Annotated in this window: 24 protein-coding genes and 1 riboswitch; of the genes, 19 read left to right on the top strand and 5 right to left on the bottom strand. The window is 49.8% G+C overall.

Annotation, left to right across the window (positions count from 1 at the left end):
* Window positions 1-23 precede the first annotated feature (23 nt).
* The gene (locus DFR62_RS07465; protein WP_421958180.1) at window positions 24-1,073 is read left to right on the top strand and encodes a M14 family zinc carboxypeptidase; all 1,050 of its coding nucleotides are present in this window, start codon (window positions 24-26) and stop codon (window positions 1,071-1,073) included.
* Window positions 1,074-1,131: 58 nt separating this feature from the next.
* Here DFR62_RS07465 and DFR62_RS07460 read toward each other — a convergent pair whose 3' ends face one another.
* Window positions 1,132-1,596, bottom strand: coding sequence for a universal stress protein (locus DFR62_RS07460; protein ID WP_121299207.1), 465 nt, complete (start codon window positions 1,594-1,596; stop codon window positions 1,132-1,134).
* Between the two features lie 171 nt (window positions 1,597-1,767).
* On the opposite strand from DFR62_RS07460, the gene DFR62_RS07455 reads away from it, so the two are divergent.
* The 18 genes from DFR62_RS07455 (at window position 1,768) to pabB (ending at window position 17,252) form a co-directional block, all read left to right on the top strand.
* Entirely contained in the window at window positions 1,768-2,463 is a 696-nt protein-coding gene (locus DFR62_RS07455) for a Crp/Fnr family transcriptional regulator (protein WP_175578507.1), read from the top strand.
* 1,142 nt (window positions 2,464-3,605) lie between these two features.
* On the top strand, window positions 3,606-3,728 hold the full coding sequence (locus DFR62_RS07450; protein ID WP_121299205.1) for a cytochrome C oxidase subunit II: 123 nt from the start codon (window positions 3,606-3,608) through the stop codon (window positions 3,726-3,728).
* 18 nt (window positions 3,729-3,746) lie between these two features.
* A complete protein-coding gene (locus DFR62_RS07445; protein ID WP_058382394.1) occupies window positions 3,747-4,214 on the top strand; it encodes a cytochrome c oxidase subunit II in 468 nt (155 codons plus the stop codon).
* A gap of 1 nt (window position 4,215) precedes the next feature.
* Window positions 4,216-5,868: a b(o/a)3-type cytochrome-c oxidase subunit 1 gene (locus DFR62_RS07440; protein WP_121299203.1), complete on the top strand. Its 1,653-nt coding sequence runs from the start codon at window positions 4,216-4,218 to the stop codon at window positions 5,866-5,868.
* A 215-nt stretch (window positions 5,869-6,083) separates the two neighbouring features.
* Window positions 6,084-6,638 (top strand): methyltransferase family protein, encoded by a 555-nt coding sequence (locus DFR62_RS07435; protein ID WP_121299201.1) that lies wholly within the window; start codon window positions 6,084-6,086, stop codon window positions 6,636-6,638.
* A gap of 150 nt (window positions 6,639-6,788) precedes the next feature.
* Window positions 6,789-7,208 carry an organic hydroperoxide resistance protein gene (locus DFR62_RS07430; protein WP_121299199.1) on the top strand — a complete coding sequence of 140 codons (420 nt, stop codon included), beginning with the start codon at window positions 6,789-6,791 and terminating at the stop codon, window positions 7,206-7,208.
* Between the two features lie 20 nt (window positions 7,209-7,228).
* Window positions 7,229-7,666, top strand: a complete 438-nt coding sequence (locus DFR62_RS07425; RefSeq protein ID WP_058382398.1) for a transcriptional regulator, SarA/Rot family — start codon at window positions 7,229-7,231, stop codon at window positions 7,664-7,666.
* A gap of 28 nt (window positions 7,667-7,694) precedes the next feature.
* Complete coding sequence (locus DFR62_RS07420) at window positions 7,695-8,171, top strand: glutathione peroxidase (protein WP_101191993.1); 477 nt, start codon at window positions 7,695-7,697, stop codon at window positions 8,169-8,171.
* A gap of 72 nt (window positions 8,172-8,243) precedes the next feature.
* Window positions 8,244-8,432, top strand: coding sequence for a DUF3934 domain-containing protein (locus DFR62_RS07415; protein ID WP_058382400.1), 189 nt, complete (start codon window positions 8,244-8,246; stop codon window positions 8,430-8,432).
* 614 nt (window positions 8,433-9,046) lie between these two features.
* Window positions 9,047-9,225, top strand: a riboswitch (cobalamin riboswitch).
* 136 nt (window positions 9,226-9,361) lie between these two features.
* Window positions 9,362-9,850 (top strand): acyl-CoA thioesterase, encoded by a 489-nt coding sequence (locus DFR62_RS07410; RefSeq protein ID WP_121299197.1) that lies wholly within the window; start codon window positions 9,362-9,364, stop codon window positions 9,848-9,850.
* 1 nt (window position 9,851) lies between these two features.
* Window positions 9,852-12,029: a ribonucleoside-diphosphate reductase subunit alpha gene (locus DFR62_RS07405; protein WP_121299195.1), complete on the top strand. Its 2,178-nt coding sequence runs from the start codon at window positions 9,852-9,854 to the stop codon at window positions 12,027-12,029.
* A 6-nt stretch (window positions 12,030-12,035) separates the two neighbouring features.
* Window positions 12,036-13,082 carry a ribonucleotide-diphosphate reductase subunit beta gene (locus DFR62_RS07400; RefSeq protein WP_121299193.1) on the top strand — a complete coding sequence of 349 codons (1,047 nt, stop codon included), beginning with the start codon at window positions 12,036-12,038 and terminating at the stop codon, window positions 13,080-13,082.
* Window positions 13,069-13,548, top strand: a complete 480-nt coding sequence (locus DFR62_RS07395; RefSeq protein ID WP_241663076.1) for a flavodoxin domain-containing protein — start codon at window positions 13,069-13,071, stop codon at window positions 13,546-13,548. Before DFR62_RS07400 ends, DFR62_RS07395 begins: the two co-directional genes overlap by 14 nt.
* A gap of 74 nt (window positions 13,549-13,622) precedes the next feature.
* A complete protein-coding gene (locus tag DFR62_RS07390) occupies window positions 13,623-13,802 on the top strand; it encodes a hypothetical protein (RefSeq protein WP_121299192.1) in 180 nt (59 codons plus the stop codon).
* Between the two features lie 245 nt (window positions 13,803-14,047).
* Complete coding sequence (locus tag DFR62_RS07385; RefSeq protein ID WP_121299190.1) at window positions 14,048-14,446, top strand: DUF1259 domain-containing protein; 399 nt, start codon at window positions 14,048-14,050, stop codon at window positions 14,444-14,446.
* Between the two features lie 122 nt (window positions 14,447-14,568).
* Window positions 14,569-14,778 carry a hypothetical protein gene (locus tag DFR62_RS07380; protein ID WP_135449387.1) on the top strand — a complete coding sequence of 70 codons (210 nt, stop codon included), beginning with the start codon at window positions 14,569-14,571 and terminating at the stop codon, window positions 14,776-14,778.
* A gap of 115 nt (window positions 14,779-14,893) precedes the next feature.
* On the top strand, window positions 14,894-15,517 hold the full coding sequence (locus DFR62_RS07375) for an anthranilate synthase component II (RefSeq protein ID WP_121299186.1): 624 nt from the start codon (window positions 14,894-14,896) through the stop codon (window positions 15,515-15,517).
* Complete coding sequence (gene pabB / locus DFR62_RS07370) at window positions 15,492-17,252, top strand: aminodeoxychorismate synthase component I (RefSeq protein WP_121299184.1); 1,761 nt, start codon at window positions 15,492-15,494, stop codon at window positions 17,250-17,252. Before DFR62_RS07375 ends, pabB begins: the two co-directional genes overlap by 26 nt.
* A 78-nt stretch (window positions 17,253-17,330) precedes the next feature.
* Here the strand turns inward: pabB and DFR62_RS07365 are convergent, their stop codons facing one another.
* The 4 genes from DFR62_RS07365 to DFR62_RS07350 form a co-directional block, all read right to left on the bottom strand.
* Window positions 17,331-17,639 (bottom strand): inner-membrane translocator, encoded by a 309-nt coding sequence (locus DFR62_RS07365; protein ID WP_121299182.1) that lies wholly within the window; start codon window positions 17,637-17,639, stop codon window positions 17,331-17,333.
* Between the two features lie 135 nt (window positions 17,640-17,774).
* Window positions 17,775-18,521 (bottom strand): ABC transporter ATP-binding protein, encoded by a 747-nt coding sequence (locus tag DFR62_RS07360; protein WP_058382408.1) that lies wholly within the window; start codon window positions 18,519-18,521, stop codon window positions 17,775-17,777.
* A 1-nt stretch (window position 18,522) separates the two neighbouring features.
* Window positions 18,523-20,154: an ABC transporter permease gene (locus DFR62_RS07355; protein ID WP_121299180.1), complete on the bottom strand. Its 1,632-nt coding sequence runs from the start codon at window positions 20,152-20,154 to the stop codon at window positions 18,523-18,525.
* 75 nt (window positions 20,155-20,229) lie between these two features.
* On the bottom strand, window positions 20,230-21,306 hold the full coding sequence (locus DFR62_RS07350) for a Fe(3+) ABC transporter substrate-binding protein (protein ID WP_121299178.1): 1,077 nt from the start codon (window positions 21,304-21,306) through the stop codon (window positions 20,230-20,232).
* Window positions 21,307-21,402 lie beyond the last annotated feature (96 nt).

Genomic DNA, 21,402 nt, shown 5'->3' with positions numbered 1-21,402 from the left:
AAACAAAAAGGAGTGATGGATCGATGAAATCATTGAAAAAAGGGGCATTAACATTATCATTGGCGGGGGCTCTTGCGTTAAGTGCAGTCCCGTTGAACTCTTCGGTAGTGGAAGCGGTCGGCAACGGGCCTGGATATGGCGGTAATGAAACAATCAACACGTCCATTTTGACCACTTATTCGGAAATGGCTGACTTTTTGCAAAAGCAGGAAGCCAAACAAGAAAACATGGAACTTGAAGTCATCGGGCAAAGCGTAAAGGGACGCGACTTGTACGTAGCGAAATATATGAGCAACCCGGAAAATCCGACCATCCTATTCTTGACGCAGCAACATGGAAATGAACAGCTGACGACAGAAGGCGCGCTTGAATTCATCAAGCATCTCGGCACTGGAAAGATGAAAGGCGTCACGGATAACGTCAATATCCTGGTCGTGCCGATGCTCAATGCGGACGGCGCCATGGGAGATGTCGATTTCTCACTGGATGATTACGTAGCGTCAGGGGACCGCAATTTGACGCGTTACAACGCAGTTGGAGTGGACTTGAACCGCGACCATATCGATAAAATACAGCCGGAAACAAAAGCATTGCACGATAATGTCATGAGCAAATACGATATCGATTATATGATCGACTTGCATCATCAAGGGGCCAGCAGTGAACGCGATGGCGAATTGGTTTCTGGCTCGATCCTTTATCCAACCACACCAAACGCTGACCCTGAGGTCGTGGAAGGATCGAAAAAGCTCGGGGCCGTCGTATTTAACGCCGTCGATTCCACAGGGTGGGGCCACCTTGGGAAATACCGCGGCGGCGACGCTGAAACCATCAGCCGCAACGGCATCGCCGTCGAATATGGCATTTCGACATTGCTATTCGAGATGCGCGGCATGTCTGACCACGAATACGAGCCTTATGTTCTTGGGCAGAAGAGCAATGGCTATTTGATCAAGCAAACCATCACCACATTGGAATCGACTGTACGGGCGATTGCGGATGGTTCGATTAATACACAAGATACTTCATTCTGGGATACGCTGGCATTCCAGCAAACCCGCGAAACGGAGTAAGACGAAGAAAAGCCTTTCCCGCTTTGGCCGGGAAAGGCTTTTCTTATTGTGGAGCTTGTTACTCGTCTGCGTCGATGTCTTCTTGGTTTCTGCGGACCACGAGCACGTCGCATTTGGCTGTGCGGACGATGCGCTCGGAAACGCTGCCCATGATTAGGCGTTCCGCTGCATTCAAGCCGGTAGCGCCACAAACGATGACGTCCACTTTCAGCTCATTCGCCAGTTTCTTCGGAATGACCGTTTTTGGTGAACCATATTCGATCATCGTATGGACATTCGTTGCACCATGTGAAGTGGCTTCTTCCTTGTAACGGGCAAGCAATTCTTCACCGCTTTGCAGTGCGCGGTCTGCAATCGTGCGGTCGTACGCTTCAATGGAGCCGAATGAACGGTTATCGATGACGTGCACCAAGTAAAGTTCTGCATTGTTCCGGGAAGCTGCAGCAGCAGCTTTTTTGAAAGCCCATTCCGCTTCCTTGGAACCATCCACTGCCACCATAATTCGGGAATATTTCAAAGTCATTATTCATTCCTCCTTCTATACTGCTACCTTTCGATACATCATCCGGGACTTCCTGCTTTTTTCAGAAAATTTCCTGCGAGCCTTGACTGAATTGTGAAAACGGATCCAAATTTCGTAAAATCTGTGGTACGCTTGAGAAAAGCATGAGCAAGAGAGAGGAGGGAGAACCCTTTGGAATCAGGAATCGACAAGTTGACACCAGAGCTCGAAAAGTTATTGACGATCAGCCATCAAGTGAAAGAATACCAAAAAGGCGACTATCTTTTCCGTGAAGGGGAGGCGGTAAAAGGCCTTTATATTCTCCGTTCCGGAAAAGTGCAGATCGGAAAAGTAACACCGGACGGCCGTGAACTGGCATTGAAGATTTGCGGCACTGGCCAGATGGTCGGCGAGATCACCGTGTTCGCAGAAGGCGCCACGTATTTGCTGGACGCCCGTGCGCTCACCAAAACTAGCTGTTTAAAAATTCCCGTCGAGGAGTTGGAACAATCACTCGAAAAAGACCCCTCGCTTGCGATGGCGTTCATGAAATGGATGGGCATCGACCAGCAGAAAACGCAAACCCGTTTCCGCGACTTGATGCTCCATGGCAAAAAAGGGGCTTTATATTCGACGTTGATCCGCCTTGGCAATAGCTACGGCGTAGAAGCGGAAGGTGGCTTACTGATCGATGTCGTGCTGACGAACCAGGAATTGGCGAATTTCTGCGGCATGAGCCGGGAAATGGTCAACCGGATGCTCAGCGACTTGCGCAAACAAGGAACCGTCGGCATGAAAGACGGCAAAATCGTTCTATACAATATTCCAAAACTGAAATTCGACATCAATTGCGAAGAATGCCCAATCTACCTCTGCAAAATCGACTGATTGCAAAGCCTGCCGTAACGGTAGGTTTTTTGTGTGCTCTGGTAACTTCATTTTTTACTCCTTAAGAGTGTGGTGCAGAGGGGGAGATGCAACTGAAACAAAAAGAGCCATGAAAGGAAAAGCTTCCGCTTTTCGACTGCGTTGCAGGGGGCTGCTTGGGGCTCGCCGGGTGCGAGTCATGCAGCTGATGCGACAGGACGTCGCGCTTTCAGCTGCCCGTGTATGGGGCGGGTGTTGAGCCAATGAGCTGCAAAGATCGCAGCTCATTTGTCTCGCCAGCCCGCGCGGTCCCTCAGGCGTCGGCCCCTTCCACTCCGTCTTTATGTTTAGATTGGAAGATAATTTCTTCAATCCATTCATTATTAAATGTGAAATGCATCATTTTTTATAGTTTAAGTCATCTTAATCGCAGGAAACGTGGTAGTTAATTCTGATCCCTTCACAAAATCTAGAAGTAAGCCCATGTGTGTCAGATGCTTAATCCAGGAAGCGATTTTCCCACTAGCCGGCAATTGCATATTGAAGCAGATCAGATTAAACTCATCCGATTCAATGAAATCTCTCAGCCGCCGAGCGTAAAAGGGTGAGCCGACGTCGTAAGACAGGTGTTCTTCCTGGCTTATGGCAAGAGGCCAACCCAAAGACCGGTGGCGACTACCAAGATGAAACTTCAACAGAACAGGGAAACAATGCCACTCGCTAACCCTAGCTATCCTCAAACACGCCCGATCCGGGAAGCGATTCCCCCGCTAGCCGGTAACTCGTAAAGAAGCAGATCAGATTAAACACACCCGACTCAATGAAATCTCTCAGCCGCCGAGCGTAAAGGGGTGAGCCGACGCCGTAAGACAGGCGTTCTTCCTGGCTTACGGCAAGAGGCCAACCCAAAGCCCGACGGCGACTACTAACCTGAAGCTTCAACAGAACAGCGAAACAATGCCACTCGCAAACCCCAGCTATCTCCGCCATTCATTCCAACAAATAGCAACTTCCAAAAGCCTGCCCATCCGCAGGCTTTCTTTTTTTGGCGAAAATATGGACAGCTAAAAATAAAAACAGCTAGGTGTGATTTATGTCACAGCTAAACCGAAACTTAGGTCCTATGCTAAAGGAAACAGCAAACAAGTGATGAGGTGGAAGCAATGGATAAGAAGCAATCGGACCATGATATGAATTTGAGGGGAACACTCGTCAGTGTGTTCTTCGTCGGCATCGTCATCGTTGCCATGTGGGTTGCCGTGTATTTGATGTATGTAGCGAGATAAAAAAAGGAGAGATTTATCATGCATTTCCATAAATATGAAAAGATTTGGCTCAGTTTCGGCATCGTCTCGCTCATCGTCTTTTTGAGCGTCGTCGGCGTCAGTGCGTTTTCGCAAAATCACACGCCGTCCGGGGGGATGGACACCATCGACCCCGAGAAAGTGAACGAAACCGCCCCATTCGATAACCCAGGCGTGACGCAATTGGATGAAGATACATATCAAGTAGCGATCGTTGCACTGGCTTTCGGCTACAATGCACCGGACTTGCGGGTGCCGGCCGGCAAAGAAATCATTTTTAAAGTCACCAGCACGGATGTGGTGCACAGCTTTACGATCGATAATACGAAAGTCAATATGATGGTCGTTCCCGGACGGATTACGACCAAATCCTACACATTTGAAGAACCGGGCAAGTATTTGATTCTATGCAACGAATACTGTGGAACCGGGCACCATATGATGTCTACGGAAATTGAGGTGTACTGAAATGATTGCCCAACCAGAACGTAAAATCGCTTTATGGCACTTAGGTGTCGCTTATACCGCATTTTTGATCGGCACGCTCATGGGCGTATTGCAGGTATTTATCCGAAACGACGCACTTCAGCTCCCGGCTTGGCTTGATTATTACCAAATCCTTACTGCGCACGGCGTCTTGCTTGCACTTATTTATACGACCTTTTTCATTTTTGCCTTCTTTATCACCGGCATGAGCAAAAGCCTTGGAAGCTTCGGCCCGAAAGTCCGCTTGTTTTCATGGATCGGCCTGTGGGTGACATTGCTCGGAACGGTCATGGCCACGGTGATGATTATCGCCGGGGAAGCTTCCGTACTTTATACCTTTTATGCCCCGCTGAAAGCGAACGGTTTTTATTACGTCGGCCTGGCTTTGGTCATTGTCGGCACATGGATCTCGAGTTTTGCGTTGGTCGGTCATTATATGGTCTGGCGCCGTAACAATAAAGGGCAATTGAGTCCCTTGTTTGCCTTCATGACGATCACGACCATCGTGTTATGGATCATCGCCTGTCTCGGCGTTGTTGCGACCGTGTTGTTCCAATACATTCCGTGGGCGTTCGGTTGGACGGATACGATCAATGTGGAATTGAGCCGTTCGCTATTCTGGTATTTCGGCCACCCGCTTGTGTATTTCTGGCTGCTTCCGGCGTACATCGCCTGGTACACGATCGTGCCGAAACTGCTCGGCGTGAAAGTATTCAGTGATTCCTTGGCACGGCTTGCGTTCGTCTTGTTCATCCTGTTCTCGATTCCAGTCGGGTTCCACCATCAATTGACGGAGCCAGGCATCTCGAATTTCTGGAAGTTCCTGCAGGTGGTCTTGACCTTCATGGTCATCGTGCCATCGCTCATGACAGCATTCTCGATGTTTGCGACCTTTGAAATTTCAGGGCGCAAAAAAGGCGGCACCGGCCTCTTTGGCTGGTTTAAGAAACTGCCGTGGCGAGATGTCCGTTTCACTTCGATTTTCATCGCCATGGCGTTCTTCATTCCTGGCGGCGCTGGCGGGATCATCAATGCCAGTTTCCAATTGAATGAAGTCGTCCACAATACTTTATGGATTGTCGGGCATTTCCATATTACCGTGGGGACGCCTGTCGCGATGACGTTTATGGGCTTGACCTTCTGGCTCATCCCGTACTTGACGGGTCGCCGTTTCACGAAGCGCATGCAGCGCCTCGGCTTTGTCCAGATCATCACATGGTCGATCGGCATGCTGCTCATGTCGACCGCGCAGCACGTGTTGGGGTTGATGGGAGCGCCGCGCCGTACAGCGTACAGCGGCTATAACGATCATCCACAGGCCATGGAATGGTTTGAGGGCATCATCTCGAACCATGTGACGATGGCGATCGGCGGCACGATTTTGTTCCTGTCCGCGATGATCTTGATGTATATCGTCATCATGACGATGTTTGTCTCGCCGAAAGCTGAAACCCCTGAGCAGATGGTGGAATTTCCGCTGGCGGAAAGCGATATGTCCAATACGCCGAAATGGCTTGAGAACTGGTGGATTTGGATCGGCATCGCTGCAGCGTTGATCGTCATCGCATACGCCATCCCATTAACTGAAATGATCCAACATGCACCACCTGGCTCAAAAGGATTTATTACATGGTAGGAGTTGAGGACAATGTTCACGATGGTAATCGCATTAATGGCCATTTTTATCGTTTTCACCGCGATGCTCGTTGAGTTGTCGGTGACGGACGAAGACTAAAGAAGAGCTGTTCCGGCAATGCGCCGGGGCAGCTTTTTTCTATGCGCCACAAGTTGGAAATTGTATTTGAGCGGCATCTTCTATAGTATTTTAAGGAGAAGAAAGAGGTGGATGTGATGGGGTGGATGGACTGGGTTTTCACCGCCGTGAGCGTTATCTGGCTGGTCGAATTCATCGTTTTTAAAAACCGTGAGACCGGGCAAGGCGACCCGGTCGAAAAAAAGACATTCTTTGGGATTCTGTTGTCGTTGCTCGCCACCATCGTGGTTGGTTTTTGGCTTCAGGAGCTAGCAGAAACTGAAATTGCATCGGTGCTCAGGCCGATTGGGCTCGTGCTTCTTATTGTCGGCGTCTTTTTGCGATTTTGGGGAATCATTCATTTAAAATCACAATTTACACGCCACGTGACGGTTAGGGAAGGCGATACGATCGTCAGCAGCGGCCCTTACCGCAAGCTGCGCCACCCGCTTTATACCGGCTTGTTCTTGATTGGCATCGGCATGGCACTATTCTTTACGAGCCTAATCGCGGCGATTGCCGGAGGCTTATTTCTCGCTTTTGCACTCAATAAACGCATGCAGCACGAAGAAGCCTTGCTCGTCGAAAAGTTCGGCCCCGAGTATAAGGAATGGATGAAGCACCGCGCCCGCTTGATTCCTTATATTTATTGAAGCTCAGCTATCGCGAATAAAAAAATGGAAATCCCGGATCTTGCATCCGGGATTTTTCTTTTGGACAAAACCAAAGCGTTTCATTTTACATCGTGTACGATTTAAATTAATATAGATCGTGTAAGATATAATTCTTGGAGGGATATAAAAATGAAACCAATTTTTGAAACGACGATGATCAACAGCGGTGGACGCGAAGGCACAGTTTATTCGCCGGATAATATTTTCAATCTTGACGTGGCAAAGCCAGTCGCGCTTGGCGGCCAACCGAATACAGCGACGAACCCTGAGCAATTGTTTGCAGCAGGCTACAGCTCTTGCTTCAACAGCGCGTTGGACTTCGTGTTGGAACGTGATAAAGTGGAAGTAACGAACAGCGAAGTCACAGCGACGGTTTCCTTGCTGGGCGATAAAACAGACGGCGGCGTGAAACTCGCAGTGCGCCTCGAAGTGGATATCGACGGACTGGAAGACAGCAAGAAACAGGAGTATGTCGACAAAGCCCACGCGTATTGCCCATATTCCAAAGCCATTAAAGATTCAGTGGACGTGGAGATTGTCGTTCGATAAGCAGAAAAACAGGTGATGACATGGACAAACCAACCAAGCTGGAACAGCAACTATGCTTTGAAGTGTATAAAGCGTCGAGCAATTTCTCGAAACTTTATGCGAAGACCTTAGAACCGTTTGGCCTGACCTTTACGCAGTACTTGGTCTTGCTCGTGTTGTGGGAAGAAGACGGCTTGACGATGAAAGAAATCGGTGGGCAACTCGGCCTCGGCACCGGCACGCTCAACCCGATCATCAACCGGATGATTCAAAATGGCCGCATCGTGAAAGAACAATCGGCTGAAGACCGCCGCGCTTTCCGGATTTCTTTGACGGAAAAGTCGCGTGCGGATGAAAAGCCGATTGAGCAGGCCATTCACGACAAGATCACCAGCTGCAATTATCTCGATGTCAATGCCATCGAACTGATGAATAACTTGAAAGCCTTAAATGCATTTTTCGGCGAGATGGATCTGTGAAAATTCATGGAAACAGGAGTGATGAATGATGGGAATCTATGATATTAAGGTCACCGATGCCAGCGGGGAAGAGTATAAGCTCGAACGCTACAAAGGCCAGCCGATGGTCATCGTCAACACGGCGACCAAATGCGGCCTGCGCGGCCAGTTTGACGGCCTCGAAAAGATTTACCAGCGCTACAAAGATGAAGGCCTAGTCGTACTTGGCTTTCCGTCCGATCAGTTCGGCCAGGAAGTCGGGGAAGCGGCCGATGCCGAATCGTCGTGCCGCATGACTTACGGCGTCACGTTCCCGATGCACGACATCATCAAAGTGAACGGAAAGGATGCGCATCCTTTATTCGATCATTTGACGTCGAACACGAAAGGCTTTCTGTCGAGCGGCATCAAATGGAATTTCACGAAGTTCCTTGTCGACCCGAATGGCAAAGTCGTGGCGAGGTTCGCACCGAAAGATACACCCGATTCGATGCACAAAGACATCCAGAAAGTGCTCGAGGCCTAAACACGAACTGTTCACGAAAGCGGCGGGATGTGGTAAGCTGAACGTCACGATGAGTGAACGGGAGTGAAAGAAATGGGCAAAGCGAAAGCAAAATCAAAAAGCGGCGTAGGCCAAGGAACCGGCAAAAAAGGCTGGAACCGTTGGGAAAAAGGCAAAAACAAAGCCAAAAGTTTTAAGCCGTATACAAGCAAAGACAATAAAGAAGCCACGAACCAAAAAGGGAAACAGCCAGAAGCTGAATCTGAATGGGTCGATGGATAAACAGAGCCGCGCAGGCAATTGCGCGGCCTTTTTATTTCCCGGGAAATAGAAATGGTGGTGGAAAGCGGCGGGGATTTTGTTGCAGGCTGCACCAAAGCAAGACAGCGACTATGAAGCCGAAGCACAATTAAAACACCGGAACGATTCCATAATCAATCTCTTACTACCTAATTACAAGCTCAATCCGGGAAGTGATTTCCCCACTAGCCGGCAACTATCTAAAGGAGCAGATTTAATTAGACATACAAGAGTTTATGAAATATCTTAGCCGGTCAGCGACAAGGGTGAGCCGACGCAGTAAGACAGACGGTCTTTCTAGCTTACTGCCAAAGGCCAACCCAAAGCAGGCTGGCGACTACCAAGATGATGCACAATCACAACACTATATGGATTCTACAAGAAAACCCTCGCTATCTTCACAGAAACAGAAAGTTTGAAGAACCTCGTATCAAAAAATAACTACAAATTGAAAGTTTTATACGAAAAACCTGCCACCGACTAGACCCTTTTTCACTTTCTGCAGGAAGTACGAGAAAATCCTTGCGACGAAATTCGAACTGGTCTATAGTGAAACTACAAGATTTGGTGATGATGTAAAAATTCAACACCATATATAGTGATACCGCAACAAAGGTGCCCACTACGGGCTGAATAGGGAATCCGGTGAAATCCCGGAGCTGTTCCCGCAACTGTAAGCGCAGACGAACCATGAAATCCCACTGTCCAATGGACGGGAAGGGCATGGGGAGAGTGACGCGCGAGCCAGGAGACCTGCCTCTGTTGTCGTTTTGCACTTCTCCGGGAATTGGGAAGGATGACAAAGGTTTGGTTTGTGCGGCCCAAGTGTGCCCACTTCATTAACTTGCGTTTATGCCCCCATTCTCTCCGGAGAGTGGGGGCTTTTGTGTTTTTATAAGGAGGAAGTCGTTATGGATAGAGAACAACTTCCGGCTGGCGTATCCAGGACCATCCAGTCCCGGCTCGTCTTGCCGCCGGATACCAATCATATGGGCACGATTTTCGGGGGCACCGTCCTCGCGTATATCGACGAAATCGCCGCCATCTCGGCAATGAAACATAGCCGGCGCGCAGTCGTGACCGCATCGATCGACAACGTCAATTTCCTATCCTCGGCAAAAGTCGGCGATATCTTGATCTTGGAAGGCGTCGTCATTTCGACAGGACGTACTTCGATGGAAGTATACGTCAAAGCGGAATGCCAGCACATCGAAAGCGGCACGCGCAGCTTAACGACCACTTCGATCTTGACGATGGTCGCAGTGGACGCAGAAGGCCGTCCGACGCCGGTCGCGAGTGTGGTGCCGGAAACGGAAAATGAAAAACGGTTATTTGAGAACGCACAGGAACGAAAAGAACGCCGAATGATAGCAAACGAATACGCAAAGGAGCTGTGTTGAAATGACTTTAGGAGCAGTAGAGCGCGATAGAAAAATTCAAGATGCATTAGACCGGGTGTCGATGGACGAACCGCATTGGACGTTTGAGGCGGCAGGATTATATTTGGAGAAATTATACGAGCAAGCGGCACAAACGCGCGGCTACAGCGCAGCGAACAAATACGATGATTTTTACGGATTGATTTACGGGCTTAGCCGACTTGGCATTTATTCGAAAGATTTATTGGAAGCTTACTCCGAAGACGAGATTCGCCTATTGGGACAAGAAATTTCACCGGAGCGCGATGAATTGTTCAATTACATAGGATTGTTCTTGCTGGCGGACCGTTATTTGGCAAAAGACTATGACGGCCGTGTGTGGGAATTGCCGCAGGAGCGCTTTCTCATCATCGCGATGACTTTGATGCAAAAAGAACCGAAAGTGAGCCGCTTGGAACTCGTCAAGGAAGCGTATTGGGCGATGAGCAATTTGTATATGACGGTGGCGACGCCGACTTTATCGAATGCCGGGAAAAGCTTCGGGCAACTGTCTTCGTGCTTTATCGACACCGTAGCGGATTCGCTTGATGGCATTTACCAGAACAACTGGGATGTCGCGCGCCTGAGCAAAGACGGCGGCGGTCTCGGTGTCTATTACGGAAAAGTGCGCGCACTCGGCTCGGACATCCGCAAATTCAAAGGCAATTCATCCGGCGTTATTCCGTGGATCCGCCTGCTCAACGACACCGCAGTCAGCGTCGACCAACTTGGCCAGCGCCAAGGCGCAGTGGCCGTCTATTTGGACGTGTTCCATAAAGACATCATGAACGGCTTCCTGGATTTGAAAACGAACAATGGCGATGAGCGCCGCAAAGCACACGATATTTTTACCGGCGTCTCGATTCCGGATTTGTTTATGCAAAAATTGCAGGAAACAGATGAAAATGGCCGCAGCATCGGTGAATGGCATACATTCTGCCCGCACGAAGTTAAGCAAGTGATGGGATGGAAAGACGATCAGGGCAATCCGCTTGGCCTGGAAGATTTCTATGACGAAACGGACCGTAAATACTTTACGGAAAAATACGAAGAAGCGGTTAACCATCCTTTATTGGCAAGAAAATCGTTCCGTGCAATGGACGTTATGGCGCGCATCATGGTGTCGCAGCTTGAGACCGGCACGCCGTATATGTTCTACCGCGACGAAGTGAATCGCCAAAACCCGAACAAGCACTTGCGCGGCATCGGCAAAACGTCCATCTACTGCAGCAATCTGTGCAGTGAAATCGCACAGAACATGTCGCCGACTGAAATCATCAAAGAATACAAAGACGAAGAAGGCAATTTGGTCACTGTGCGCAAACCGGGCGATTTCGTCGTCTGCAATTTGTCGTCGATCAACTTGCCAAGAGCAGTCCAAGCGAACGTCTTGTCCCGTCTCATCCCGATTCAATTGCGCATGCTTGATAATGTCATCGACTTGAATACCATTTCGGTCGGCCAGGCGGAAGTGACGAACCTAAAATATCGCGCCGTTGGAATGGGTTCATTCGGTTGGCACCACTTGCTCGCGCTTCGCGGCATCCATTGGGAAACGCAAGAAGCGGTCGATTATGCCGATACATTGTATGAAGAAATCGCTTGGCACGCCATCCGCGCATCAGCGGGACTGGCGGAAGAAAAAGGCGCCTTCAGTGAATTCACAGGTTCTGAATGGCATACCGGCGAGTATTTCGAGCGCCGCAGCTACAAGGGCGAACGCTGGGACGCATTGCGCCGAAAAGTTGCAGCATCCGGCGTCCGCAATGGCTGGATGATGGCTGTCGCGCCGAACTCGTCGACCGCTAAAATCGGCGGTTCGACAGACGGCATCGATCCGCTGTATGCCGTCGAATACGCAGAAGAGAAAAAGAATTTCCGCTTTAATGTAACGGCACCGGATTTAAATCACCGGACATATGACTATTATCGCCGCGCACGCCACGTGCTGGACCAAAAATGGAGCATCCGCCAAAATGCCGCGAGACAGCGCCATATCGACCAGTCGATCAGCTTTAATTTGTATGTGCCGCACACGATCCGCGCCAAGGAATTGCTGGAGTTGCACCTCGAAGCGTGGAATTGCGGATTGAAGACGAGCTATTATGTGCGCAGCACGTCGCAGGAAGAAATCGAAGCATGCGAGGCATGTGAAAGCTAAGGAAGGATGAGGAGTATGCAAACTTTAACGAAACAACCATTGATGGATCCGGATGCACCGAACCGCTCGACCGCCATTGTCGGCGGGGCGAGCTCCGGCTTGCTCAATTGGAATGACATCGCCCATCCGCATATGTATGAATTGTACCAAGCGCTGCTCGCGAACTTCTGGAAAGCGCAGGAAATCAATATGCAGGATGATATTAAAAATTGGGACTCCCTATCGGATACCGAGAAAGATGTCTTTTTGCGCATCAACACGCAGCTCGCGTCTCTCGACAGCCTGCAGACCCCGACGATGACTCAAGTCATGGACTATATCAGCGATTCGAGCTTCAAGTCGATTTTTGCCGTCATCGCCCAGCAGGAAGCGGTCCATACCGAGTCGTATTCCTACGTGCTCAGCTCGCTCGTGCCGCTCGATGAACAGAACCGGCGCTTTGATGAAGCGAAGAACGACCCGCTCGTCAGAAAGCGCAACGCACGGATCTTGTCTGCGTACGAAGCCTTCCGCACCGAGCCTGATTTGAAAAACTTATTGAAGCTTGCGGTCAATTCGATTAATTTGGAAGGCATTTATTTCTATGCCGGCTTTGCGTTTTTCTACCACCTCGCGCGCCAGCAGAAAATGCTCAAAACGAGCACGATGATCAGCTATATCCAGCGTGATGAAATGCAGCACGCCTATTTCGTTTCCCAGTTTATCCGTATCTTGATTGCAGAAAACCCGGAACTCGCGACAGATGAGATGAACGACTGGATCCGCGATGAAGTAGCGCACGCCGTCGAACTCGAAAAAGAATGGGCACAGCATATCCTAGGGGAGATCGACGGCCTGGATCTGGATGAGTTCAACGAATACGTCGAGTATTTGGCAAACAAGCGACTGCGCCAAATCGGCCTCGGCAACCTCTATGAAACACGCGATAACCCGATGCCATGGATCCGCGTCTTCGGCGACGATATGATGAACAGCACGAAGTCGGATTTCTTCGAACAGAAATCACGCGCCTATACGAAAGTATCGGAGTCGAACGGCTTTGACGAATTATAAACCGATCATTGCAATTGTCTATGCTTCTGCGACGGGGCACACGGAAAGCCTCGCCCAAATGGTTGCGGATGCGCTAGTTCGTCAAGGGGCTCAACCGGATGTTTTTTGTGTGAAGGAATTCGATCTTACCGAACTATGCTGTTACGATATAGTTGTGGTCGGTACTTATACGTGGATGAACGGGGAAATCCCGAAGCAGTTGCATGGCCTGTTCGAAGCGATGGAACAGCAAGACAAGACTTCCATTACAGGCGTATTCGGCACAGGCGACCGCTGCTTTGCGACGTATTGCGGCGCGGTAGATTTGTTCCGGGATATGCTTCATGCGAAAACCATCTTAGCCGCAACGCTCAAAGTCGAACAGATGCCATCTGCGGATGACCGCATGCGCTGTGATGCGTTCGCGGAAAGTGTGTTGACGAAATACAGCCATCATAAAGGCGTGACCTTAGCCGCCAACTTTTGAAAGTCTCCTGTAGTTTCTCCTTTTGACAAGCGGGTATAGAGAAAATAAGGAAGTGAAACAGAGGAGGAAGGTCTATGGCACAACAGAAATGGCTGAAAGTCAGCGCAGCGGCAATATTGTCTGCGGGAATGCTTGCTGCTTGCGGCGGCGGGGAAGACGAGCCGGAGATGGAGCAAGAAACGGATGTCATGCCGGGCGAGAATCAAGGGGATTCGGAAGATAATGAAGACGATGAGGAAGATGAAGAAGATTGATCTTGTATAAGTGAGTGTAGGCCTATAGTTTCCCTTTTTAGACGATTTATCTTATACTATTCACGAACGGGAAGCCATAGTATTTCCGATCAGGCATTAATTATCACTGCTCAAAAACATACAACTCTAATTTGGTAAAATGGAACAGACTATAGCGCTGGAACCAACGCCGAAAAAAGCCCTTGCTTGGGGTTTTTTTCGGCGTTTTCTTTTCGGCGTAATTTGCTTTAAGAAAGGGGAACGATATGAAAATCGAACACACTATCATGGACCTGGCACAACAGGTCGGTAACTTGCTTGAGGCAGAAACCGATACCACGGATATGGAATGCCTGATCAAGAAAAACCGCACCGTAACCATTCAATTGCATGATAAAAGTTTTGATTGCACGCTGGAACACGATATATCGTTTCGAAACCTGAAATCCGATGGCTCTGCCATGAATGAAGCAGACATCTACCTGCTCCCTGAAGAAGTGACGTTATTTACGCAAGCATTGCAGCAATACCCGATTGCCTTGCCGACAGAATTTGAACAAAGCATCGACTCGAACCCGAATATTGTGTGTCTGCGCCTGATTGCAGAGGAACCGCCGGAGAATTTCGCCGCACGGCTCGCTGCCGCATTGCGCCAGATCGATTAAATAGACAAAACCCGGACGCCTAGCGATCCGGGTTTTTAGTGTTCATCCTTTATTTGGAAAATGAGGGTCAACATGTTATGGTGGGCATGCTGGCATATCCAGATTCAGTGGGAGGCTTGGACATGCGTGAATTTATAATGTATTTTATAGGATTTTTGGTGCTCGTAGCTTTAAATAGTTGGATGGATTACACAGAGCAAGGCACATGGCATTTACAAGAAAATATCGGTAAAGCTTTGTTCATCATGCTATTTATAAGAGGCGGATTTTGGTTTGAGAAGAGGGTAAAAAGAAAAGAAGCGCAAGAACAGAATGATGCCAAACGAGAATGATCCCCTTATCGGCAATACTTAGCCCCAAACGCTGCCTTAGATAATCGATGCTTAATCGCCTCACTCCCTTTATAATGAAACTACGCAACATTTCACTTGAAGAGGAGTTTTTCCCGTGATTGTCATCATCGATCATTATGATTCATTTACATATAATCTGGTCCATTACTTCGAACGGCTCGGTGCGCGTGTGGAGGTCTTCCAGAATGACCGGGCCGTGCTGCAAGACATCGAAGCCTTATCGCCGGAGCTGATTGTGCTGTCGCCAGGGCCGGGCAAGCCTTTGCAGCCAGGCGTCGGCAAGCTGGCGCTTGAGCAGCTTGGCGGAACTGTGCCAATACTCGGCGTGTGCCTGGGCCACCAGAGCATTGTCGCGTTTTACGGAGGCAAAGTCCGTAAAGGCGCACAGCCTGTCCACGGCAAAGTATCGGAAGTGGTACACAGCGGGCAGGGAGTTTTTGCGGGGTTGAGTTCACCGACGCCGGTCGTGCGTTATCATTCGCTCGTGGCAGAAATCGATACGCTTCCAGACATTCTCGAAGTGACGGCAACAGCAGAGGATGGCAGCATCATGGGCGTGCGCCATAAGGAATTGCCGGTCGAGGGCATACAGTTCCATCCTGAATCGATTTTGACGAAGGATGGTTTTCAAATGCTTGTGACCGCCTACCAGAACGCCCAATTATGGAATCGTGAAAAGAAAGGAGGCGCACATGATGGCCCCTTATCTGCAGTTTGATTTTGCGAAAGACGACGGAACACCGGAGACGATCGCCTTTTCCGAGCCGCATGCGGTACTTGAAGCGAAGTCGCTTAAGGACGTGGCAGCCGTTTTTGAACAAGTCGACCGTTACACGTCACAAGGCTATTACGCGGCGGGCTATGTCTCCTACGAAGCGGCGCCTGCTTTCCATCCGGAAATGGCTGTGCATGAGGGAGCCGAAATGCCGCTCGTCTGGTTTGGCATCTATAGCGAAACACAAGCGCCAACACCTTCAGGCGATGGAAATTATGAAGTGTCGGCCTGGACGCTCGAAGGCTCCGTGGCTGAGTACAAAAACGGCATCCAGAAAATCCGCCAGGCGATCGAAGAAGGCGATACGTATCAAGTGAATTACACGGAACGCCTCACCGCTGGATTCAAAGGGGATGCGAAAGCATTTTACCAGCAGCTTGCACGTAACCAGCAAGCGGATTACAGCGCTTACTTAGATATCGGGCCTCATCAGATTTTGTCGGCATCGCCCGAATTATTCTTCCGCATCGACGGCCCGCGTATCCGCACGAAGCCGATGAAAGGCACCGCACCGCGCGGCAGGACGAGCTGGGAAGATGAGGCCATTTTGGATGTGTTGCTCGAATCGGAAAAAGAACGCGCCGAGAACTTGATGATTGTCGATCTATTGCGAAACGATATGAGCCGACTCGCCAAGCGGGGAACAGTGCAAGTGCCGAAGCTGTTTGAAGCGGAAAAATACCCGACTGTCCATCAGCTCACGTCAACAGTAGAAGCTGAACTGCCGGAAGGGCTCAGCGTATTCGACTGGTTCCAGGCATTGTTTCCGTGCGGCTCAATCACTGGCGCGCCGAAAGTCAGCACGATGAGCTACATCGCCGAACTCGAACAGACGCCGCGGGAAGTCTACTGCGGCGCAATCGGCTACATTACGCCAGAAAAAAACGCCGTCTTCAACGTGCCGATCCGTACCGTCGTCATCGATCAGGACAAATCGGCTGCGCGCTACGGCGTGGGCGGCGGCATCACCTGGGATTCGACATCTGAAGGCGAGTACGAGGAGCTATTGACGAAAGCCCGCGTGCTGACCGACCAGCGCCCGGAATTCGCCTTGCTCGAATCGCTCAAGCTGGAAGACGGAAACTATCCGCTGGTCGCGCTTCACCTCGCGAGGCTGAAAAAAAGCGCGGCATATTTCCGTTTTGCATGGGATGAAGAGGCTGTGTTGAAACAATTGGAATCACTTGCCTCACAGCATGCGACAGGCCTTTTCAAAGTTCGCCTGACGTTTGAGCGCAGCGGCAGGATGGAGCTGACTGCACAGCCGGCAGCCCGAATCGAGCAGCCGATCCGCTGCGCACTCGCCAAATCGCCGGTCGACAACCGAAATGCATTTCTCTATCACAAAACGACCAACCGCGGCATCTATGAACAGCACCAACAGCACGCACCTGACGCTTTTTCCGTACTGCTATGGAATGAACGTGAAGAATTGACCGAGTTCACCATCGGCAACCTGGTCGCAGAAAAAGACGGCCGTTTCTACACGCCGCCCGTCTCAAGCGGACTGCTCGGCGGCACCTACCGCAAACAGCTTCTTGAAGAAGGGCGCATTGAAACGAAAGTGCTGAAAAAAGACGAGCTCGACACATTCGACGCCATCTGGTTCATCAATAGCGTCCGTGGGTGGATGAAAGTGGATCTTGATGATATCAATCAAACGGATGAAAATCTTTAAAGCGACGAGCTTTTTCAGCAGGCTATATAAATCAAAAAATGCCAAGCCACGCTTAACATCTGCGTAGTTTGGCATTTTTTATGCTCGCGCACGACGCTTATTGGCAACTAGTTTTACGATAGCCAATACAAGCCCTATCACGAAATGGATCGTGCCATTGGCCATTACAACGAGACCTATGAATACCGCCATTATGGCGCCTCCTTGGCCGGTAGCCCCAATATCAACCAGGATGAAACGGGCAGCATAGCCAAGGCCAATGCCAAAAACAGCCAATAATACGCCCGAAGCCCAGAGCGGAAATTTTCCGCTTCTGTGCGATTTTATGATAAAAAGATTTACTGGGATCAACAATGCTGCAAGAAATAAATACATCAATACATCCATACAATCCCCCCGTCTATTCTTACTATTTAATGTACGGCAAAAAGGAAGATTTTTCAAAAGTGCTAAGACAGCTCTTTGTTTAGCTGATCAACAAAAAAGCCGGCCCTCCATAACGGAAGGGCCGGCTTTTCTGTATTACACATTGACGACGGGCTGGGATTTCAATACTTCTTCGGATTCGGCAATGGCTTCTTGGCGGAATGTATCGAGCATATCGCACGGACGCCCGACAAAATCCATTTTTCCGTCTTTCAACTTCACAATGCGGTCGGCAAGAATATGCGCGTCTTTTTCATCGTGTGTCACGAAGATGGATGTGATGTTCGCCTTTTTCAAAATCTCCCGAAGATCTTTGCGGATTTTTCCTTGCAGCTCGGCGTCCAAATTACTGAACGGTTCATCCAACAGGATCAAATGAGGGTTCGGCGCAATCGCGCGGGCAATTGCCACACGCTGCTGCTGGCCGCCGCTCAATTGATGCGGATAACGCTTTTCGTATTCCTCTAATTCGACGAGTTCAAGCATTTCATGCATGCGTCTCTTCTTATCGGCTTTTTTCATGCCTGACAAGCCGAACATGATATTTGCGGCAACCGTCATATGAGGGAACAAGGCGTAGTCCTGGAAGACCATGCCGATGCCGCGTTTTTCAGGCTGCAGAAATGTCTTGTCGTCGAACAAGGTTTCGTCCTGGATGACCAGGCGTCCATTTTTCGGCCGCTCAAGCCCTGCGAGCAAGCGCAAAATCGTGCTTTTTCCGCTGCCGCTGCGCCCCAGTATCGAAATGACCTCACCTTTTTTTATGTCCAGCGTGAACCGATCAAGTGCAGGGGCCTGTGTATTCGGATAGGAAAAACTCACATCTTCAATGGCGACAAACATATCAATCCATCTCCTTCTCGAGTATCTTATAGAAAATCACAATGGCCAAGGCGCTAATACCGACAATCAAAAGGGAAGCCTGGGAAGCCTCCATGATTTTTTCATCACTTGCGTACTGGAAAGCTTTTGTTGACAATGTATCAAAATTAAACGGTCTGAGGATCAATGTCAAGGGAATCTCCTTGAGCACATCGATGAAGACCAGGATAAATCCACTGATAATCGCGCCTTTCATCATCGGTACGTCGACTTTGAAAAAGGTCTTCGTCGGGCCGGCACCGAGGAGCCTTGAAGCATCCCGGAAGTTCGTGCCGATTTTGTCATAGCCTGTTTCGATCGAATTATAACCGATGGCGAAGAACCGGATGATGTATGCCGCGAGCAGCAGAACGATGCTGACGCTGAGCACCAGCGTGGTCTCAAGGCCGATCGCCATATAAACAGGAGCGAGGTAGCCGTCGAGTGCGACAAAAGCCGTGACGACGGCAACTGCAATAACCGCTCCCGGAATCGAATAGCCGAGCACCGTCAGTTTCGGCAACAGTTTTGTATACTTGCCCTGCACCATGCGGGCGAAATTTCCGACGATGAGCGCAAGGATGACGATCAACGTGGCGCTGAGCCCGGCGACAAACACCGAATTCTGCACGTAGCGCAAGAATTCTTCCATCGGGATTGTCCCGAAGGTCAAAATCGTCCAGTCAATCAGCTGAATGACTGGGATGAAGAATCCAAGGCTCAAAATTAGCATGCCGTAGCCTGCCGCCGCAAAGCCTTTCCATCCGCTTAGCGGGATGAGCTGGAGCGGGCGCACTTTCGTCGAGAAATAACTGTATTGGCGCCTGCCGCGAAGCAATTTCTCGATGAGCAGGATGATGATGACGAAGCCCATGAGTGAAGCGGCCAGTTTGATCGACGTATCCAAATCCCCAAGGCCGAACCAGCTTTGGAAGATGGCAGTCGTAAAGGTTTGAATGCCGTAATATTTCACGACGCCGTAATCATTCAGTACTTCCAATACGACGAGGCTTGCGCCGGCGATGATGGAAATTCGTGAAATCGGCAGCACCACTTGGAAAAACGTGCGCCAAGGGCCTTTGCCGAGCAAACGCGTGCTTTCGATCAATGATGCCGATTGTTCGGACAAGTAAACTTGCGTAATCGTATAAACATACGGGTACAAAAACATTGTGTAAATGAAAATCGCCCCGGGCAAGTTCATGATATCGAAATACGCCGGGTCCAGTTCCATTCCGAATCCCTCGCGCAGCGTCGTCTGCACAGCGCCGGTGAAATTCAAGATGCCGTGGTACGTATAAGCACCGATAAACGGCGGGATGGAAAGAGGGAGGATCAACGCCCACTTCAAAAAGCGGCGGAATGGAAAATCGTATTGCGCGATCAGCCAGGCAAGGCTCAGCCCGATGAGAATCGTGAAGAACGCTGTCGCGAGCGTCAGGATCAGTGAGTTGATGACAAACTGACGCAATACGAACTCTTTCATATGTTCCCAATTGTCATTCGAGGGCGTGAAAAACCCGGTGACAATGGTCAAGTTCGGCAGGAACAACATCAGGATGATGACGACTGCCCCTACAGTCCAGATATTGAAATTGGCCAATCTGCGTTGCAAAATCCAGGCACCTCTTTCCAACTCGCAAGAAATCCCTTGCCGCACTAAACCAGCGGCAAGGGGAGATCATTTAGGTTATTTCCAGCCGACTTCGTTGAACAATAGAATCGCCTTGGCGTTGTTTTCGCCGAGTGCAGACATCGAGATGTCCTGCTCTTTGAAGTCACCCCAAGATTGTAGCAATTCGGATGGTTCCACTGCTTCGTTTACTGGGTATTCATAATTGACAGAAGCGAATGTTTCTTGTGCTTCCGGTGCGGAGAGAAACTCCAGCAATTTAATCGCATTTTCTTGGTTCTTAGCTGATTTTACCACACCAGCGCCGCTGACGTTAACGTGCGTGCCTGTTGTATCCTGGTTCGGGAAAAATACATCGAGGCTTTCAGCGACTTTAACTTCTTCAGGGTCTTCAGAATTCAGCATTTGGCCGAAATAATACGTGTTCATGATGGCCACATCGCCGACGCCCGCTGCGATCGCTTTCGCTTGGTCACGGTCGCCGCCTTCAGGGTCGCGTGCAAAGTTCTCGACCATGCCGGCTGCCCATTCTTTCGCTTCTTCTTCACCGTTCAATTCAATGAAAGAAGCGAGCAAGGATTGGTTATAGATGTTCTCTGAGCTGCGGATCAAGACGCGTCCCGCCCATTCGTCTTCCGTCAAAGCTTCGTAAGTGGAGAGTTCGGACGGATCGACTTTTTCTTTATCGTACATGATGACACGTGCGCGTTTTGTCAGGCCATACCACATTTGGTCTTCGTCCTGGAAGTTGGCAGGAATCTGTTCATCCAGCACATCGCTTGAAACCGACTGCAAAATGCCGTCTTCTTTCGCGCGGTGCAGGCGGCCTGCATCAGCTGTCAAAAACAAATCGGCTTGCGTTGCATCGCCTTCGCGCTTGATGCGCTCTAGAAGCTCATCTGCTTCGCCTTTAATCAAGTTAACCTTGATGCCGGTTTCTTCTTCGAATTTCTTGTAAAGCTCATCGTCCACATCGTAGTGGCGTGCGGTATATAGGTTAACTTCGTTACTGGCAGTTTCAGTTTCGTCACCGGACGTTTCCGCCGGTTCTTCTTCTGAGCTGTTCGAGCTGCCGCATGCAGCAAGCACGAGAAGCGTGCCGAGCACTAATAAGAATGAAAGCAATTTCTTCATGGATGTCTCTCCTTTGAATTGGTTGATGAATCTTATTCAAATGAAAACGATTCTCATTTACTAGTATAGCCAGCCATGTATTAAAGTCAACGGTTT

This window comes from Planococcus citreus (assembly GCF_003664125.1).
In the GTDB taxonomy this organism is placed as follows: Bacteria; Bacillota; Bacilli; order Bacillales_A; family Planococcaceae; genus Planococcus; species Planococcus citreus.
Note: the sequence above shows the minus strand (reverse complement) of the source record. Positions and strands in the feature narration are given on the sequence as shown.

Coding starts and splice junctions, on each gene's coding strand:
- DFR62_RS07465 (WP_421958180.1), top strand. CDS start 24: ATGAAATCATTGAAAAAAGGGGCATTAACATTATCATTGGCGGGGGCT.
- DFR62_RS07460 (WP_121299207.1), bottom strand. CDS start 1,596: ATGACTTTGAAATATTCCCGAATTATGGTGGCAGTGGATGGTTCCAAG.
- DFR62_RS07450 (WP_121299205.1), top strand. CDS start 3,606: ATGGATAAGAAGCAATCGGACCATGATATGAATTTGAGGGGAACACTC.
- DFR62_RS07445 (WP_058382394.1), top strand. CDS start 3,747: ATGCATTTCCATAAATATGAAAAGATTTGGCTCAGTTTCGGCATCGTC.
- DFR62_RS07440 (WP_121299203.1), top strand. CDS start 4,216: ATGATTGCCCAACCAGAACGTAAAATCGCTTTATGGCACTTAGGTGTC.
- DFR62_RS07435 (WP_121299201.1), top strand. CDS start 6,084: ATGGGGTGGATGGACTGGGTTTTCACCGCCGTGAGCGTTATCTGGCTG.
- DFR62_RS07430 (WP_121299199.1), top strand. CDS start 6,789: ATGAAACCAATTTTTGAAACGACGATGATCAACAGCGGTGGACGCGAA.
- DFR62_RS07425 (WP_058382398.1), top strand. CDS start 7,229: ATGGACAAACCAACCAAGCTGGAACAGCAACTATGCTTTGAAGTGTAT.
- DFR62_RS07420 (WP_101191993.1), top strand. CDS start 7,695: ATGGGAATCTATGATATTAAGGTCACCGATGCCAGCGGGGAAGAGTAT.
- DFR62_RS07415 (WP_058382400.1), top strand. CDS start 8,244: ATGGGCAAAGCGAAAGCAAAATCAAAAAGCGGCGTAGGCCAAGGAACC.
- DFR62_RS07410 (WP_121299197.1), top strand. CDS start 9,362: ATGGATAGAGAACAACTTCCGGCTGGCGTATCCAGGACCATCCAGTCC.
- DFR62_RS07405 (WP_121299195.1), top strand. CDS start 9,852: ATGACTTTAGGAGCAGTAGAGCGCGATAGAAAAATTCAAGATGCATTA.
- DFR62_RS07400 (WP_121299193.1), top strand. CDS start 12,036: ATGAGGAGTATGCAAACTTTAACGAAACAACCATTGATGGATCCGGAT.
- DFR62_RS07390 (WP_121299192.1), top strand. CDS start 13,623: ATGGCACAACAGAAATGGCTGAAAGTCAGCGCAGCGGCAATATTGTCT.
- DFR62_RS07385 (WP_121299190.1), top strand. CDS start 14,048: ATGAAAATCGAACACACTATCATGGACCTGGCACAACAGGTCGGTAAC.
- DFR62_RS07380 (WP_135449387.1), top strand. CDS start 14,569: ATGCGTGAATTTATAATGTATTTTATAGGATTTTTGGTGCTCGTAGCT.
- pabB (WP_121299184.1), top strand. CDS start 15,492: ATGATGGCCCCTTATCTGCAGTTTGATTTTGCGAAAGACGACGGAACA.
- DFR62_RS07365 (WP_121299182.1), bottom strand. CDS start 17,639: ATGGATGTATTGATGTATTTATTTCTTGCAGCATTGTTGATCCCAGTA.
- DFR62_RS07360 (WP_058382408.1), bottom strand. CDS start 18,521: ATGTTTGTCGCCATTGAAGATGTGAGTTTTTCCTATCCGAATACACAG.
- DFR62_RS07350 (WP_121299178.1), bottom strand. CDS start 21,306: ATGAAGAAATTGCTTTCATTCTTATTAGTGCTCGGCACGCTTCTCGTG.